The organism is Gordonia sp. SMJS1 (genome assembly GCF_029866425.1).
GTDB classification, from domain to species: Bacteria; Actinomycetota; Actinomycetes; order Mycobacteriales; family Mycobacteriaceae; genus Gordonia; species Gordonia hongkongensis.
The window spans coordinates 242,509-258,435 of the sequence record NZ_CP123381.1 but is presented as its reverse complement, the minus strand read 5'-3'; the positions used below and the strand labels follow the sequence as shown (position 1 = coordinate 258,435).

Annotated in this window: 15 protein-coding genes; 8 read left to right on the top strand and 7 right to left on the bottom strand. The window is 67.8% G+C overall.

Translation table 11 applies throughout. The annotated features are described in order from the left end of the window. Positions 1-134 precede the first annotated feature (134 nt). The 4 genes from QAD21_RS01210 to QAD21_RS01195 form a co-directional block, all read right to left on the bottom strand. Complete coding sequence (locus QAD21_RS01210; RefSeq protein ID WP_280360399.1) at positions 135-1,376, bottom strand: HNH endonuclease signature motif containing protein; 1,242 nt, start codon at positions 1,374-1,376, stop codon at positions 135-137. Between the two features lie 58 nt (positions 1,377-1,434). Then, positions 1,435-2,781, bottom strand: coding sequence for an ISL3 family transposase (locus QAD21_RS01205; protein ID WP_280360303.1), 1,347 nt, complete (start codon positions 2,779-2,781; stop codon positions 1,435-1,437). A gap of 311 nt (positions 2,782-3,092) precedes the next feature. Then, positions 3,093-4,112, bottom strand: coding sequence for a crotonase/enoyl-CoA hydratase family protein (locus QAD21_RS01200; protein ID WP_280360398.1), 1,020 nt, complete (start codon positions 4,110-4,112; stop codon positions 3,093-3,095). After that, entirely contained in the window at positions 4,105-5,754 is a 1,650-nt protein-coding gene (locus QAD21_RS01195; protein ID WP_280360397.1) for an acyl-CoA dehydrogenase family protein, read from the bottom strand. Before QAD21_RS01195 ends, QAD21_RS01200 begins: the two co-directional genes overlap by 8 nt. A gap of 121 nt (positions 5,755-5,875) precedes the next feature. On the opposite strand from QAD21_RS01195, the gene QAD21_RS01190 reads away from it, so the two are divergent. From QAD21_RS01190 to QAD21_RS01175, 4 genes are all read left to right on the top strand, one after another. Next, complete coding sequence (locus QAD21_RS01190) at positions 5,876-6,619, top strand: PaaX family transcriptional regulator C-terminal domain-containing protein (protein WP_280360396.1); 744 nt, start codon at positions 5,876-5,878, stop codon at positions 6,617-6,619. Positions 6,620-6,730: 111 nt separating this feature from the next. Next, a complete protein-coding gene (locus QAD21_RS01185; protein ID WP_065631274.1) occupies positions 6,731-7,864 on the top strand; it encodes a septum formation family protein in 1,134 nt (377 codons plus the stop codon). Between the two features lie 4 nt (positions 7,865-7,868). Next, complete coding sequence (locus tag QAD21_RS01180; RefSeq protein ID WP_058250909.1) at positions 7,869-8,219, top strand: metallopeptidase family protein; 351 nt, start codon at positions 7,869-7,871, stop codon at positions 8,217-8,219. 105 nt (positions 8,220-8,324) lie between these two features. Further along, positions 8,325-8,825: a hemerythrin domain-containing protein gene (locus QAD21_RS01175; RefSeq protein WP_058250908.1), complete on the top strand. Its 501-nt coding sequence runs from the start codon at positions 8,325-8,327 to the stop codon at positions 8,823-8,825. Between the two features lie 82 nt (positions 8,826-8,907). Here QAD21_RS01175 and QAD21_RS01170 read toward each other — a convergent pair whose 3' ends face one another. Both QAD21_RS01170 and pheA read right to left on the bottom strand, forming a co-directional pair. Continuing rightward, positions 8,908-9,567 carry a histidine phosphatase family protein gene (locus QAD21_RS01170; RefSeq protein ID WP_280360395.1) on the bottom strand — a complete coding sequence of 220 codons (660 nt, stop codon included), beginning with the start codon at positions 9,565-9,567 and terminating at the stop codon, positions 8,908-8,910. Then, positions 9,567-10,535, bottom strand: a complete 969-nt coding sequence (gene pheA / locus QAD21_RS01165; protein WP_269555612.1) for a prephenate dehydratase — start codon at positions 10,533-10,535, stop codon at positions 9,567-9,569. The genes QAD21_RS01170 and pheA overlap by 1 nt, the downstream gene beginning before the upstream one ends. A 158-nt stretch (positions 10,536-10,693) precedes the next feature. Between pheA and QAD21_RS01160 the strand changes: the two genes are divergently transcribed. The 4 genes from QAD21_RS01160 (at position 10,694) to QAD21_RS01145 (ending at position 14,444) form a co-directional block, all read left to right on the top strand. Then, on the top strand, positions 10,694-11,446 hold the full coding sequence (locus tag QAD21_RS01160) for a DUF2470 domain-containing protein (protein WP_058253724.1): 753 nt from the start codon (positions 10,694-10,696) through the stop codon (positions 11,444-11,446). Between the two features lie 74 nt (positions 11,447-11,520). After that, the gene (locus tag QAD21_RS01155; RefSeq protein ID WP_280360394.1) at positions 11,521-12,318 is read left to right on the top strand and encodes a type II CAAX endopeptidase family protein; all 798 of its coding nucleotides are present in this window, start codon (positions 11,521-11,523) and stop codon (positions 12,316-12,318) included. A gap of 109 nt (positions 12,319-12,427) precedes the next feature. Beyond that, positions 12,428-13,675: an oxygenase MpaB family protein gene (locus QAD21_RS01150; protein WP_280360393.1), complete on the top strand. Its 1,248-nt coding sequence runs from the start codon at positions 12,428-12,430 to the stop codon at positions 13,673-13,675. A 157-nt stretch (positions 13,676-13,832) separates the two neighbouring features. Then, positions 13,833-14,444, top strand: a complete 612-nt coding sequence (locus QAD21_RS01145; RefSeq protein WP_280360392.1) for a cold shock domain-containing protein — start codon at positions 13,833-13,835, stop codon at positions 14,442-14,444. Here the strand turns inward: QAD21_RS01145 and QAD21_RS01140 are convergent. After that, positions 14,437-15,870: an APC family permease gene (locus tag QAD21_RS01140; protein ID WP_280360391.1), complete on the bottom strand. Its 1,434-nt coding sequence runs from the start codon at positions 15,868-15,870 to the stop codon at positions 14,437-14,439. The genes QAD21_RS01145 and QAD21_RS01140 overlap by 8 nt on opposite strands. Between the last annotated feature and the right edge of the window lie 57 nt (positions 15,871-15,927).

Genomic DNA, 15,927 nt, shown 5'->3' with positions numbered 1-15,927 from the left:
GGATCTCGTAGCGCAAAGGCGCGCCATAGGCCGTGTCCTTGCTACGAGATCCCGGTGATTCCGTTTCACACTGTGGAGTTGTCAAAGGTCGTGTGGCGCCGGGTCGACGCCGGAGGGTCTGGTCTGTGGACTGTCTAGACGGGAGCGTCGTCGAGCCGCATGGTGCGTCGGTTGTAGGCCGGCCGGGGTAGGCGTCGCGGGTCGATGTCGGCGGGTGGGATCAGCCACGGGTGCCGGTCGGGACCCATCACCACTTGCCAGCCGTGGTGGTGCACCTGGGTGTGACAGCGCTGGCAGAGTAGGCACCCGTTGTCGAGATCGGTGGGACCACCATCGGCCCAGTGCACGAGGTGGTGTACCTGGGTATGCGCTGCGGGGGCACCGCATTTCACGCAACACTGGTCGCGCACGATGATCGCCTGCCGCAGATGGTGCGGGAACAGGCGTTTCGTGGTTCCCATTTGTAGCGGCACGCCCTCGTCGTCGAGCACGATCTCCGCCACCCCACCATCACACGACAGCCGCCGCGTCGTCGACTCTGAGACCGCCCCGACCCAGGGCAGTCGCGCTGAATCAGTCCCGTCGGCGGGGATGGTCACCAGGAGTTGGGTGCGTGGTGCGCCGGCCGAGGTCATCGCCGCGCCGATTGCAGCTTGATCCAACAACAGCTCCAGCGCATCGGCACGCCGCTCGGCCGCACCGCGACGATCCGTCGCGCCGTCGGGTTCAGGACGCGGACAGGACCGTTCGTCGATCATGGACACGAACTTCTCTCCGATCACCGCGGTCACATCTCCGGCGATCGCGACCCGCCCGTCTTCGGTGATCCTGGTGTGCACGGTGTTCAGCGATGCGTCATCGGCCGCCGCCACGGTGCTGGGGTCGGTGGCGACCCGCTGGGCGATCCCGCGGGCGTGGTCGTCGATCTCGGTCGGGGTGGCGCCGGAGAATGCCTGCGCAAGCAACTCACTCTCATATCCGCTGCGATCGTCGTCGGACAGCGGTGACGCGGACCGCTTGTTCACCATGGTGATTCCACGGATCACCGCATCAACACACTCGGCAGACAGATAACCCTCGGCGGCACAGTCGGACACCTTCGGCACCGACTTCAGCCCGCTGGCGGTGCGTACATAGCGGTACGCGGCCGCGGGTGGCATGCCCATCTCGATCAGTGCGTTTCGTGTGGTCGACCCCGCCCGCGCTGCCGCACCTGTGTCGTCGAATAGTGCTGTGTGCACGGCGATCTGGTGATCGAGCACGTTGCGCAACATCCGTAGTTCGTCGAGCCTCTCGTGTAGCGCGCGGCCACTGCCGTCGTCGGGCGGCGGTTGCAGGACGGTGAGGGTGTCGCGGAGTTCGATGATCGAGGGCATGACATCAAGATACTCGCAATCACGTGGATCTCCTGATCTGAAAGTGGGCGGTTTTCGGTCAGTTTCGATGTGGGAGTTCTGGGCATGCGCCGCCCCTGGTGAGGTTCGCCATCGCGATCAAAGCGTCGGGAGTGTGAAATCCGTACGACCGCTTTGTCAATGACCGCAGATGGCAGTTCGTTGCTTCGACTCGCGCATTGCTCATCTGACACTCGACCGCGTTAAAGATCTGGACCTCACGTTTACGGATACTCGGCGCCAGGGTGCGAATCTCTGGTATGTCACAAGCCTCCGCCTTCTTCAACCACCGCCGCAACGGCGCCCAACATGACAAGTAGGCACCTGAAAGTATGTGCCGTATCTCTTCTTTCATCTGATACGCACGGGCCAGCACACTGTTGGCATCGCTGACCACGATGGACTGCAACCGCTCCTGGTTCTCGGTGAGGCTGTCAGGATTCTTCAACAACGCCCACCTCAACCGGCCACGTTCCACCTTCGACAAGCCGGCTATCCGACTCATCACCCGAGACCGGCACCGGTCCAACGCCTGATTGACCCACTGCAGCACATGAAATGGGTCCATACACCAGTACGCCCCCGGCGCCTGCTCGGCGAGGACCGCACCGATGTACTCGGCGCCATCAGCACTGATATGGGTGATCCTGCGTGCGCGCACATCACCCAGTTCATCAAAGAACCGCTCGATCGTCTCCTTTTTGGCGCCCTCACCCGCCCATACCAACTGACCTGTGTCATGATTGACCACGACAACCAGGTACCGGCGGCCCTTGCGATAGGCGATCTCATCGATACCGATGCGCCGCAACCCGTTCAAGCGTTTAGTGAGTCCGACATGGTCGTCGACCACGCGCTCGACGATACGAGATACCGTCCGCCAGGAGACCCGCAGATAGGCACTGACCGCGGTCATCGGGGCGTGCGCGCACAGCCATGCGACGGTGTCGTCGAACGCCCTGGTCATCTTCGCTTCCGGACGTGCCCACGGAACCAACTCAGTCTTCACATCATGGCGAGGACACTGCACACGCTTGGCGGGCAACTCGAGGAAGCACCGCCAACCGCCCATGTCGAGATGTCGCCACCGTCGCGGCGCCGCAGGTTGATCGTAACCAGGGCAGCGCTTCTTACATTGCGGGCACCGTGATCGTGCGTTCTTGTGCAGTTCCAGCGACACGACCACCATCTGCCCGCGGTCATCCTCATCGAACCTGACACCCACAACACGGGCACGCTCGATTCCGAGCAACTTCTGCAGTACTCTGACAGTGCGCAACGCCCACTCCTTTGGTCTTGTTCTTCGCAAATCAAAACCTAAGCGAGACTGGGCGTTGCGTGCGTTAGGCTCGCGAAAAGGAACCCACTTCGACGTCAGAAGAGCCAATCACGTTCGACGAAGAGATTTCTCCACAGCCCTCATTGTCGCGAATCCTGTTGCGCAGCAGTCGCCGTCAATCGCTCCCCAGTGGTGAACTGTGGTGGACTGTGGTGAACAGAAACCCCACCAGTCACAGACGCCGGACGGGTGCACCGGGGGGCACCGCCTCGGACGCCGGGCCCTTCGTGACGCGCCCTCCGCAAGCTCCGGACGCTCCTCAGGGGGCGGTGGGGGCCGCGCCCTCCGCAAGCTCCGGACGCTCCTCAGCTCAGGGAGCAGGGCGGGGGCGCAGTTCGCTCACGCCAGTGCGGCGTCGATCACTCTGTCGGCGCGCGGAATTGAGCACGCTTCCAGTCGCCGTTGATCTCATCGCGTTCGCGGACGGCGTCCCGGAACCCGACGGTTGCGGCCCGCTGCTGGAAGGCGTAGCCCTCGCGGGTGTGGCGGGAGATGCCGTCGAAGACCGTGCTGATCATCCCCGAATTCGCGACGCCCTGAGCCAGGAGCGCACTGTTGAGCGCCAGTTTGGCCATCACGAGTTGATTGATCGGCATGCGGGCGATCCGCTCGAGCAATGCCTCCGTCCGGTCGTCGAGCTCGTCGGCCGGGGGCGCCTCGACAGCCAGCCCCCACTCGTGCGCCTGTGTGCCCGACAGGCAATCGCCGGTGAACAGCAGTCGCTTGGCGCGCTGATCGCCGAGCCGATGAGCCCACATCCCCGCGGCGGGGATGCCCCACACCCGGGTCGGCGGATAGCCGATCTTGGTGTCGTCGGCGCAGATGATCTGGTCGGCGTAGAGGGCGATGTCCGTGCCGCCGGCGACGGCGAACCCGTGCAGCTTGGCGACCGTCGGCTTGTTCGCGTGGAGCAGGCTGGCGAAACCGCGGTTGAACCTGCTCATCATCGCGTAGTCGATCATGGGATCCCAGGTGCGGCCCGGGTCGTGATTACGTGCCTGCACAACGGGATCGAGGACGGTGCCGGTCCGGGGATCGACGGCCTCGGACGGGTCGCCGCCGTTCTCGGCGAAGATCGACAGGTCGTATCCGCCGCAGAAACCCTTGCCCCGCCCGGATACGACGATCACGTGGACACCGGGGTCGAGGTCGGCGCGCTCCACCGCGTGCGACAGTTCGACGGGGGTGTCGACGGTGATCGCGTTGCCCTGATCGGGCCGGTTGAAGGTGATACGGGCGATCCGGCCGGTGACCTCGTAGGTGAGCGTGCGGTAGTCGACATCCGGTTCACGTCCGGCGCGGCCGGCGAACAACGAGTCCGGACCGCCGCGCAGGTCGTCGCGCCACGCCGCCGGCCGCGAGCCGGACGGCTCATCCACGGGCGTTGTCCTGCACGGTCTTCGGCGTCACCCGTTCGATGATCGATGCCGTGTCGATCCCCGACGGCAGGGTGCCGAACACGTCGCCCCGGTCGTTGGCGAGCCGGCTCGCGGCGAACGCGTCGGCGACCGCCGGATGCCCGTACCGCACCAGCAGGGAGGCCTGGAGGAGCTGGGCCATCCGGCCGACGACCCGCCGGGCCCGGTACTGCATCGCGTCGAGGTCGCCCAGCTCGCGCCGGAGTTCGTCGGCCGCGGCGTCGAGGTGCCGGTCCGCCCCTGCTGCACTGTCGATCTCGTCGAGGAACACGGTCACCGTGTCGGGCTGTTTGGCCATCGCCCGCAACACATCGAGCGCAGCCACATTCCCCGACCCCTCCCAGATCGACATGAGCGGCGACTCCCGGAAGAGCCGCGGCATCCGTGACTCCTCCACATATCCGTTGCCGCCCAGGCACTCCAGCGCTTCGGCGGCATGGATCGGGGCGCGTTTGCACACGTAGTACTTGCTGACCGCGAGCGAGATCCGCCGCAGCGCATCCGCCCGAGTGTCGCCTGCGGTCGCCTTGTCGGTCAGTTCCGCGAGCCACAGTGCCGTCATCGTGGCTCCTTCCGACTCGACCGCGAGATCGGCGAGCACGTTGCGCATCAGCGGTTGGTCGACGAGCGCGGCGCCGAAGGCCCGGCGGTGGGTGGCGTGATGGGCGGCCTGGGCGACGCCGACCCGCATGCCGGTCGCCGAGCCGAGGGTGCAGTCCAGGCGGGTCATGTTCACCATCTCGATGATCGTCGCCACCCCGCGGCCCTCGTCACCGACGAGCCACCCGACCGTGTCGTCGTACTCGACTTCGCTGCTCGCGTTGGAGTGGTTGCCCAGCTTGGCCTTCAGCCGCTGCAGCATAAAGGTGTTGCGGGATCCGTCGGGCAGCACCCGCGGCACGAAGAAGCACGACAGACCTCCCGGCGCCTGCGCCAGCACCAGGAACACATCGCACATGGGTGCGGAGGTGAACCATTTGTGGCCGGTGATGCGGTACGTCCCGTCCGGTTGGACGACGGCTGTCGTGGTGTTCGCGCGAACGTCGGAGCCGCCCTGCTTCTCGGTCATCGACATTCCGGCGGTCAGCCCCGCTTTCGACAGCGGCGCCCGGAGACCGGGATCATAGGTCGTCGAGACGAGCAGCGGCTCGTACAGCCCGGCGAGTTCGGGGTTGGCCCGCAGTGCCGGCACCACCCCGTAGGTCATCGACAACGGGCAGCTGTGCCCGGCGTCCACCGAACCCCACACGCTCGACTTCACCGCACGCTCGAAGTGCGCCGTCGGACTCGGGTCCGACCATGCGGTACCACCGAGACCGAAACCGATACCCGTCCGCATGAGGTGGTGATAGGCGGGGTCGTAGGTGACCTCGTCCACCCGGTTGCCGTAGCGGTCGTGGGTCCGCAGTTCCGGCGGGTGGGACTCGGCGAGGTCGCCCCATCCGAGCGCTTCCGCACCACCGGCGAGACGGCCGATCCGGTGCAGGTCCTCGAGCATGTGGTCGGCGCCCGCGCGGTGAACCGCCTCGGAGATGGCCGGATTGTCCGCGGCGTCGAAGTCGACGAGTTCGGGGACCTGATTGGTGACGACGTGGGTGGACATGGCGGAACCCGCTTCCTGGTGGAGGTCGTGATCCACGGTATTACATGATTCTGCTGTGCGCCAGAGCCTTGTAATACCCGTCGTCGCCGCCGAGCCGATCCCGCCCGATAGCATCGACGCCGTGCCCGGACGCGTGGACATTCCCAAGCTCACGGCGCGATCGGTCATCCTCAGCGCCCTCCTCGGCCTCGACTCCCCCGATGCGTCGATCAACGGGCTCCTGGCCACGGCCACCGAGCTCGGGCTCCGCGAATCGACCGTCCGGGTGGCGCTGACGCGACTGGTCGCGGCGGGAGACCTGGAACGCATCGACGGCAGATGCCGACTCTCGCCCCGCCTGGTCGAACGACAGCAGCGCCAGGACCGGGCCCTGCATCCCGCACGACGGGACTGGGACGGCAGCTGGGATCTCGCCGTCGTGACGATCGGTTCGGAGAGCTCGACCGAACGAGCCCTGCTGCGCGACACGCTGCGGAAGGCCCGGATCGGCGAGATCCGGGAGGGCGTCTGGGCCCGCCCGGCCAACCTCGACATCGAGCTCCCGCCCGCACTGCGCCGCCGTCTGAGTCTCTTCCGGGCGGCTCCCGAGGAGGCGTCGACCGAGCTGGCCGCACGACTGTTCACCCCGTCGACCTGGGCGGGGGCCGCGGACGAATTGCTCGACGCACTCGCCGCCGCGGCGACGGTCGCCGATCGATTCGAGGTCGCCGCCGCCATCGTGCGGCACATCCTCCGCGACCCGCTTCTGCCCGCGGAACTCCTCCCCGACGCCTGGCCCGGGGATCGGCTCCGCGAGGGGTACGAGGGCTTTCGAAGCGAGCTCACCGGACTCACCGCCCGGCACCTGGCACCCGACGGGGAGTGAGGAACCGGGTCTCCGAACCCGACCGGCGCGGTCATGCGGTGCATCGGCCCGGTCCGGCCATCGGCGCACGAGGGTGTGCCCCGTCCGATCCGTTAGGCATGATGGATCCCGATGAACGCGCCCGACCCCGACCGCAGCCACCCCGCCGACGCCGACGCACCGGCCGGCGGACCCCGCCGACCAGGCGCTTTCGCCCGCAACCCGGTCTTCGTGGTCCTGGGCGCGATCGTCGTCGGCGCACTCGTGGCAGGCGGGATCGCCTTCGCTGCGGGGGTCTTCGACGACAGCGGCAGCGTCGGCGGCAGCAACATCGGCGAGGGTGAGCGGTTGGTCGAGAACGCCTTCACGAAGTCGGTCGCGGGCGACTGTCTGGACTGGCCGGCCGGCAACCCCGGCCAGCCGGTCGATGTGCCGTGCGAGCAGAAACACCGCTTCGAGGTCGCGGGAGCCATCGACACCGCATTGATCCCCGGCGCGGAGTTCGGCGAAGACGCCCTCTGGCCCGGCGCCGAGCGGTTCGCGACGATCCGCGACGAACAGTGCCCGGTGATGGTGGACCAGTATCTCGCCGGGCGCCTCGACCCGCAGGGACGCTTCGCCGTCGGGATGATGTACCCCTCCCAGGTGCAGTGGGACAAGGGCGCACGTCAGCTGCGGTGCGGGGTCCAGGAGAACGGCGCCGACGGAGCCCCGGTCCAGTTCTCCGGCCGGGTCGCCGACCAGAACCAGTCGTACGTCTGGCCCGAGGGCACCTGCGTCGGCATCGATCCCGAAACCCGCACCCCGACCGGTTTCGCGGTGAGTTGTGCTGAGCCGCATGCCTTCCAGACGACCGGGATCGTCGATCTGTCGGTCCGCTTCGGCGACCGGATGTCGAACAGGCCGTGGCCGCCGACCGGCGCGCAGAACAGCTACCTCGGCTCGATCTGCCCGGTCCAGGCCGAACGGTTCGTGGGCGGGCGCAAGCAGCTCGACGCGACCACGCTCAACGTCCAGTGGTCGGTGCTCAGCGAGCCGAGTTGGCTCGCCGGAAGCCGCAAGGTGGTGTGCTACCTCGGGCTACCCGACAAGCGCGGCGGCTTCGCGACCCTGGTGGGCGACGCCAAGGGCGGCGCGCTGCTGATCAACGGGCGCGCGCCGGTCGCACCTCCGGAAGCGCCCCCGGGCCGGGCCCTGCCGACGCCGGTGCCGCTCCCGCCGGGCATCGCGCCCAACCCCGCCGAAGCACCGGCCCCGGCGGGTTGACCCGATGGCCGTGTACATGTCCGACGACGAGTTCGACGGGCTGGTGTCCGACGCGCTGGACACCATCCCCGGCGAACTGACCGACGCGATGAACAACGTCGTGATCCTCGTCGAACCGCACAACCCGGAAGAACCCGGCATCCTCGGGCTGTATCACGGTGTGGCACTGACGATGCGGACCACCGACTACGGCGGATTCCTGCCCGACACCATCACCATCTACCGCGACCCCATCCTCGCGATGTGCCACTCGCGGGAGGAGGTCGTCCACGAGGTGGCGGTCACCGTCGTCCATGAGATCGCACACCACTTCGGCATCGACGACGAGTGGCTGCACGCCAACGGCTGGGGCTAGTGGTGTGGCCGGCGCCCCGATGCCGCCGACTCGATGTTTGACCTGCGGCGGAACGCGGTATGAGGGGTAGCAGATCGAGCAGCCCTCTATCTCAGGAGTACGTCCATGTCCTCAGACGCCATCGTCATCCTCCGGGACGACCACAAGGAGATCCGCAAACTGTTCCGCGACTTCAGGTCGCAGGGCGACAACGCCGTGAAGACCAAGGGCAAGATCGTCGACAAGATCATCGAGGCCCTCACCGTGCACACCTACATCGAGAACGAGGTGATGTACCCCGAGATCCGCAAGCGGGTCCCCGATCTCGAGGACGACATCCTCGAGTCCTACGAGGAGCACCACGTCGCCGACGTACTGGTCGTCGAGTTGGCCGCTCTCTCGCCGGACAACGAGCGGTTCGACGCCAAGACCACCGTCCTGATCGAGAACGTGGAGCACCACATCGAGGAGGAAGAGGACGAGTGGTTCCCGAAGGTCCGAGAGGCGCTGAGCCGCAAGGAACTCCGGGAGATCGGTGAGGAGATGCTGCGTCGCCGGGAGAAGGCTCCCCGACGCCCGTCGCAACCGTCGGCGCTGAAGAAGACGGTCGACGCCATCATCAAGTAACCCTTCGTGACGCTCGCAAGCTCGCTCCTCAGGGAACGGGGTGACGTCGCAAGCTCGCTCCTCAGGGAACGGAGGGACGCCGTCAGCCCATCGGTTCGTCGACCAGCGGCTCGTCGGCGATCTCGAACGGGGCCGTCGAGGCGCCCCATCGCGTACACACCCAGATGCCGTCGGAGTACTCGAGTTCGATGGAACCGGTGTTGCCGAGGTGGGTCGCCGCGGCGAACCGGGAGTCGATCCCGGCGAGCCGGGCGGCGATCAGGCGAATGGCCGCACCGTGACTCACCAGGAACACATCGCGCTGGTCCGGTCCGGTGAGGTACATGTCGGCGAGGTCCTCGACCGTCGGCAGGTACCGGTCGTAGACCATCGCGAGGGATTCGCCACCGGGGATGCGTGCGTCGAGGTCGCCGTCGTGCCAGCGGTGCATGATGTCCTGGAAGACCTCATGCGATTCGCGGTCGGAGCGGTCCTCGAGCTCGCCGGCCTGGACCTCGTGCACGCCGTCGATCGCCGCGGTCTCCACATCCCACACCGACCCGATCAGCTCGGCGGTCTGCCGGGCGCGGAGCGCGCGTGAACTGAGCAGCACCGCGTGCTGTTCCGGCACGTTCTCGAGACCGAACCGAACACCTTGTCGCGCACCGAAATCGGTGAGTGCGGCACCGGGGAGAGCGGTGTCGAGGCGGCGCATGACGTTCGAGGTGGTCTCACCGTGACGGACCAGATGCAGGCGCGCCATCACTTGCCTCCCCGACGCATCGAGTCGACCCAGGCCAGCGACTCGGTGTGGTCCGGTGGCGCGGAGCCGGTGGTGCGCACCGCGGGCCACGAGCCGAGGAACACCACCCGCTCGCACCGGCGGTGAAGAGCGGCAAGGGCTTCGGCGACGGCCGCGTCGTCGATGTGTCCGACCGCGTCCAGGAAGAACCGGTATCGGCCGGCGATGCTGCGACCCTCGGCCTCGTCACGCTGCGGGCGCGACTCGATACGAGTGAGGTCGATTCCGCGCGAGGCGAATTCGTTCATTGCCGCCATGAGACTGCCCGGCTCGTTCGACAGCTCGAGGATGACCGAGGTGCGGTCGGCGCCGGTGCGGGGCAACGGCACCCCGGGTCGGCCGAGCAAGAGGAACCGCGTGGTCGCCTCCCGCGCGTCGGCGACACCGTCGGCGAGCACGACGAGTCCGGACAGACGCGCCGCGAGCCCCGTGGTGACCGCGGCATCCGCTCTCCCGGCCGCGACATCTTGCGCGGCAGCGGCATTGGAGCTCGAGATCACGAACTCGGCGTTCGGGAAGAGCCCACCGATCGACTGACGCACCTGCGCGGAGGCAACCGGGTAGGCGGCGATCGTGCGGACATCGGCCGCGGCCATCGGCGCGGCTGCGGCTATGGCGAACGAGATGTCGAGCACCGTCTCGGCGAACGCCTGCACCCGACCGTCGACGGCGTCGGCCGCGGGCGGCACCAGTGCGTCCATCGTCGCCGGCACCGAACCCTCCAACGAACTCTCGATCGGCACACAGCCGTAGTCGGCATCTCCGGCGCGGATCATGGCGATGGTGGCGGCAGGACTCGACGCGGCGACCCGGTCGACCCCGCCCGACAGGTCGAGGCCGTCCGCGGACTGTTGTTCGGCGAGGACCGCGTCGAGCGCCATCTCGGTGAAGGTTCCGGGCGGGCCGAAGTAGGCGATCACAGGCACCACACGAGCCTAGTGGAACAGGCCTGCCGAGACCCTTTCGCGCATGTGTCCCAGGCTCTACGCAGGGGTGTCGAAACCATTGACGCGTGCACTCCGGGTATTTAGGTTAGGGTTACCTTCTATACGACCCGCGCCCCGCGACGCCGACCGGAGAGACTGTCATGACGAGAACGACGACCGACCGCCCCACGGATGCCGAGATGATCCAGACGGCGTGTCGTCGCGGCGGTTCCGCCATCCTGGCTGTCGAGGGCGCGGACGCCACCCCGATCGACGTCGTGCACCTCTTCGAGTCCCAGGCCTTCGTCCTCGTCCCCACCGACGGCGATGCGATGCGGACCGTCGACGGCGCCGAGGGTGTGCCCGCCATGCTCGAGGTCACCGACTGGGCACCCATCGACCTGCGTGAACGCGTGCGTTCAGTGATCTGGCTGAACGGCACGTTGCACGAGGTCCCGCGCGACCTGGAACGCGACCTGGCCATCGAGATCGCGGGCGAGCACCCCGACGACGGTCTCCTCGACATCGGACACGGCGCGTCGATGATGCGTCTGCAGGTCGACACCGCGGTCATCGCGTCCTCGGACGGCGCGGCGTCGGTGTCGGCCACCGAGCTCGCCGACGCCGACCCCGACCCCTTCTGGGAGCACGAGGGCAGCTGGCTCGAACATCTCGACAGCGACCACGCCGACATCGTCGGACAACTGGTCCGCAAGCTTCCCGTAGAGCTGCGCACCGGACGGGTGCGGCCGCTCGGCCTCGATCGCTTCGGCATCCGGTTCCGCATCGAGGGACTCGACAGCGACTCCGACGTCCGCCTCCCGTTCGCGCGGCCGGTCTCCGACGTGTTCGAACTGTCCCGCGCGCTGCGGAATCTCGCGGGCTGCCCGTTCCTGAACTCGATGCCCGACTGACCCGGCTTCCGTAGCAACGCCGCCCGCGGATCACGCATCCGCACCACGGATCGCGGGGTCCTAGGCTGACCGGCATGGCCTTGCGCGAGTACCTCACACCGTCGCCCCACGGCATCCCGGTCGTCACCGACCGGACCGAACGACGCGGCATCATCGTCGAACTGGTCATCGTCGGCGTCCTCACATTCGCGTTCTCTGCGCTGTCCGCGGCACTCGCACTGCTGGAGGCGCAGCTCGCCGGCGGTATCGGCGAGACGACGGTCGCACTCAATCCCAGCCGTTCCGACCTCGGTCTCATCGACGCCGTCCGGCAGATCATGGGCAGCCTCCGACTGTTCGCCATCGCCGCCTTGGGGATATATCTGTTGTGGCGCAGCGGGATCGGACTGTCGCGCGTCGGTCTGGGTCGGTGGACCCCGCGCCGCGACATCCCCTCGGGACTGGTTCTCGCCGCCGTCATCGGTCTGCCCGGCCTGGGACTCGTCGCCGTGGCCCGGGCCCTGGGCCTCAACGCAAGCCTGGTGCCCAGCCAGGCCGACACCTGGTGGGAGTGGCCGGTTCTGGTGCTCATCGCGATCGGCAACGCCGCCGCCGAGGAGATCGTGGTGGTCGCGTACTTCATCACCCGGTTGCGACAACTCGGCGTGTCCGACAACGCGTCGCTCGCCGCCAGCGCGATCCTCCGCGGCGGTTATCACCTGTACCAGGGCTTCGGCGGCGGACTCGGGAATCTGGTCATGGGCGTGGTCTACGGGCGCTTCTTCCAGGTCACCGGCCGCGTCTGGCCCCTCGTGATCGCCCACGCGGTCATCGATGTGGTCGCCTTCGTCGGCTACGGACTGCTCCGCGACCATCTGTCCTGGGTCGGCTGAGAACCGAGACATCGTCGACCCTGCGGCCTTTCCCGTCGACTGTGCACTCCGACCGTGCGCCCCTACCGCCACCGTTGAACGGGGTGAGATGATTCGCTAGATTCGTCTCATGACCGTCGATGCGCCGTCCGACCCGACCGCCGACCTGGCGAGCCTCCCATTCCCGCGACGCCATCGAGCCGCCGAGTCCCGCGGCCGACGCATCGGCAGACTGCTCAAGGTCTACAACCACCTCCGTGAACCCGGCGACGACGAGCTCGCGGAGCTCGGGCGTCGGCTGCGCACACGGGACGAACCCGCCGCGGCGCTGGTCCGGGCCATGCGCCTCCCGCGGGACGCCGACGGCCGTGTCACGATGCGCCAGTTCGAGCAGGCACTTGGCGGTGACATGCCCTCCGATGCGCCCGACGCCCTGCGCGACTTCTTCGCACTCGTCGAGAAGACACCGGACTGGGTCGATCCCGCTCTCTGCGACCGCGGGGCCGCCGTCTATCGGCGGTTCGGCCAGAACGCCAACGACGTCCTGCTCCAGCTCTCCCTGATCGGCGGTTACCGCTTCGGCGGGCCCGCCGACCTGCTGGTCGCGACCGGCGGCCTCACCGGGAACACGGTCATCCGACGACTCGGCGAGACGCAGACCTGGGCCATCGCGGTCGGCGAACCGGGTGGGATGGCACGCGTCGGCGACGGCTGGCGACTCACCGTCCATGTGCGCCTCATGCACGCCCTGGTCAACGAGCGGTACGAGCACAACGGCCGCTGGGACATCGACCAGTGGGGTCTGCCGATCAACCAGTCCGACCTCGCCGCGACGCTGAACCTCTTCAGCGGCGCACTGATGATGGGGGTCCGCGCCCTGGGCGTCCCGGTGAGCCGTGACGACTCCCGCGCCCTCATGCACCTCTGGAAGTACGTCGGGTGGCTGATCGGCGTCGACGACGACTGGCTCTTCGACTCCGAACGCGACCAGCATCAGCTGAGTTATGCGGTCTTACTCGCGCAGCACGACGTGACCGACGCCGGCGCGGCCCTCACGACGGCGATCGTCGACGCCCAGAGCCGCGTGCACTACCGGTTGTTCCCCCGCCTTGCCGCGCGCTACACCCGCGCCCGCCTGCTGAGCATGCTGCAGGGCTTTCTCGGGGTGCGCGGCATGCGCGACCTCGGTCTCCGCCCCGCGGTGCCGTGGGCGTTCGGTCTCGCGTGGGTCCGCAACACTGTTGTCTACCAGGTCATCGCACGAACACCGGCCGGTCCGCGCTATCTGGAATGGACCGGCGCCCGTTCCCGACGCCGCGCACTCTTCCGCCACTTCGGCCCCGACGCCCCCGAGATCGGATCACTCGCCGAGCGTTGAGAAGCCGTATGACGACGTGCCCGGATTCCGGGCTCGAAGTCATACGGATCTGGCAGGCCTGATTCCCCGACGTTGCAGCATGTCGGCCCGCCCGGAGGCGAAGTGCCCCAACGGTAATTCACTGTCGCGCCACGGGTCCGGCGCCTACGGTGGACCGATGTCGACGACCGGGACGATCCGAGAATGGCACCACGGCGAGGGCTGGGGTGTCATCGAGTCACCGGCGTTGTCCGGCACCGTTCACGCGTCCACCTTCGTCGTCCGTGTTCGGGCCGTTCAGAATCTCGACGAGCTGTCCCTGCCGGGCTTGCGTCCGGGGACCGTCGTCGACTTCGACCATGCGATAGCTGTGCCACCGGAAAGCGGATGCCGATATGTGGCGCTCTCGGTCTGGCCGACCGAGGTGGCCCGGCCGGATCCGAAGCACAATGGCGTGTTCCGAACTGCCCTGTGGCACAGCGTCGGTGACGCCGGACCGGACGGACTCACGACGATCGAGGAGACCGCCCTCACCGACACACCGACGTCACCGCCACCAACTGCCCTCAGCAGCCCGAACACCACCGGGACCGTTCGGTCGTGGAACGGCGAAGAGGGATGGGGCGTAATCGATTCCGGCGCCACCCCGGGCGGGGCGTGGGCGTTCTACAGCGAGATCGTCGGTACCGGTTTCCGGGACCTGGTGCCGGGGCAGACCGTCGAATTCCAATACGAGCGAGCGAGTCAGGACGGATACGACTACCGCGCTAACAACATCCGCGTCAGGTGAGGCGTCCGGAGCGATCGCCGTCGTCGATGTCGTCGTCGATGTCATCGTCGTCGATGTCGTCGTCGACCCGGCGCCCACCCGACCCGGTCACGCGCGCGAGGAGATAGAGCACGAGTCCGACGACGATCAGGATGCCCGCGCGCACCCAGGTCGACGCGCTCTGCTGCGTCATCAGGACAATGCAGGAGATCACCGCGAGCACGGGCAGGATCGTCGGCGCCCGGAAGTGGTCGGTGTCCGTGCGGTCGCGGCGCAGGACGAGGACAGCGACGTTGGTGCTGACGAACACGAACAGCAGTAGGAGCACCACCGTCTCGGCGAGTGCCGCGACGGTCCCGGTTGCCGAGAGGATCATCGCGACGGCGGTGGTGGCCACGATCGCCGTCCACGGCGTCCGACGACCGGGCAGCACCTTCGCCAGCGCACCCGGCAGCAGCCCGTCGCGGGCCATGCCGAAGGTCAGGCGCGACGCCATGATCATCGTGAGCAGCGCGCCGTTCGCGACGGCGATCAGCGCGATCAGGGAGAACAGCTGGTCGGGTATTCCGACATCGGCGATCGAGACGACCTCGAGCAGCGGGCCCGACGACTCCACCAGGCGCTCGGGTGGCGCGACGACCGACACGGCGAGACCGACGAGGACATATACGACGCCGGCGGCGAGCAGCGCACCGAACAGCGCCTTCGGGTAGACCCGCCGCACGTCACGGACCTCTTCGGCCATGTTCGCGGAGGTCTCGAACCCGACGAACGAGTAGTAGGCCAGCAACGCCGCGCCCAGCACGGCGAGAGCCGGAGTGGTCTCGTCGGTGAACTCCAGCACCCGCTGCGGCTCACCGTCACCGCGACCCAGCACTATCCCGGCCAGCACGACGACGAGCACGAGTCCGGAGACCTCCACGATCGTCATCACCACGTTGGCCCGCAGGGACTCGGTGATCCCGCGGGCGTTCAGCGCCGCGACGGCGAGCAGGAACACCAGCGCCGCCGCGGTGGTGGGCACGTCGAGAAAGACCTGCAGGTAGTCACCCGCGAAGGCGAGCGCCAGCCCGGCGGCACTCGTCACTCCGGCCGCCAGCATGCAGAATCCCACCAGGAACGAGATGAGCGGATGGCGGTAGGCGTGCCGCGCGAACACCGCCGCGCCGCCGGCCCGCGGGTACTTGGTGACGAGCTCCGCATACGACGCCGCGGTCAGCATCGCCAGCGCGAGGGCGAGCGCCAACGGCACCCAGATCGCTCCCCCGACCTCACCGGCGACCTCCCCGACGAGGGCATAGATGCCCGCACCGAGGACGTCGCCCAGGATGAACAGGAACAGGAGTTTGCCGGTGATGGCGCGATTCAGCGGGGTGTGCCCGCCGTCGGTCCGGGCGTCATCGTTCCCGGAGTCCTGCGACGCGTCGGCGACGTGTTTGTCGGTCATGGCGTGTCCTGTACCCCGTTCGGTCCGGAACGAGACCTCATGTGGGCGGTTCGACCC

Excerpts from the sequence above, each read along its gene's own strand:
- QAD21_RS01210 (WP_280360399.1), bottom strand. The coding sequence starts at position 1,376 with ATGCCCTCGATCATCGAACTCCGCGACACCCTCACCGTCCTGCAACCG.
- QAD21_RS01195 (WP_280360397.1), bottom strand. The coding sequence starts at position 5,754 with ATGTCCACCCACGTCGTCACCAATCAGGTCCCCGAACTCGTCGACTTC.
- QAD21_RS01185 (WP_065631274.1), top strand. The coding sequence starts at position 6,731 with ATGAACGCGCCCGACCCCGACCGCAGCCACCCCGCCGACGCCGACGCA.
- QAD21_RS01180 (WP_058250909.1), top strand. The coding sequence starts at position 7,869 with ATGGCCGTGTACATGTCCGACGACGAGTTCGACGGGCTGGTGTCCGAC.
- QAD21_RS01175 (WP_058250908.1), top strand. The coding sequence starts at position 8,325 with ATGTCCTCAGACGCCATCGTCATCCTCCGGGACGACCACAAGGAGATC.
- QAD21_RS01170 (WP_280360395.1), bottom strand. The coding sequence starts at position 9,567 with ATGGCGCGCCTGCATCTGGTCCGTCACGGTGAGACCACCTCGAACGTC.
- QAD21_RS01160 (WP_058253724.1), top strand. The coding sequence starts at position 10,694 with ATGACGAGAACGACGACCGACCGCCCCACGGATGCCGAGATGATCCAG.
- QAD21_RS01155 (WP_280360394.1), top strand. The coding sequence starts at position 11,521 with ATGGCCTTGCGCGAGTACCTCACACCGTCGCCCCACGGCATCCCGGTC.
- QAD21_RS01150 (WP_280360393.1), top strand. The coding sequence starts at position 12,428 with ATGACCGTCGATGCGCCGTCCGACCCGACCGCCGACCTGGCGAGCCTC.
- QAD21_RS01145 (WP_280360392.1), top strand. The coding sequence starts at position 13,833 with ATGTCGACGACCGGGACGATCCGAGAATGGCACCACGGCGAGGGCTGG.
- QAD21_RS01140 (WP_280360391.1), bottom strand. The coding sequence starts at position 15,870 with ATGACCGACAAACACGTCGCCGACGCGTCGCAGGACTCCGGGAACGAT.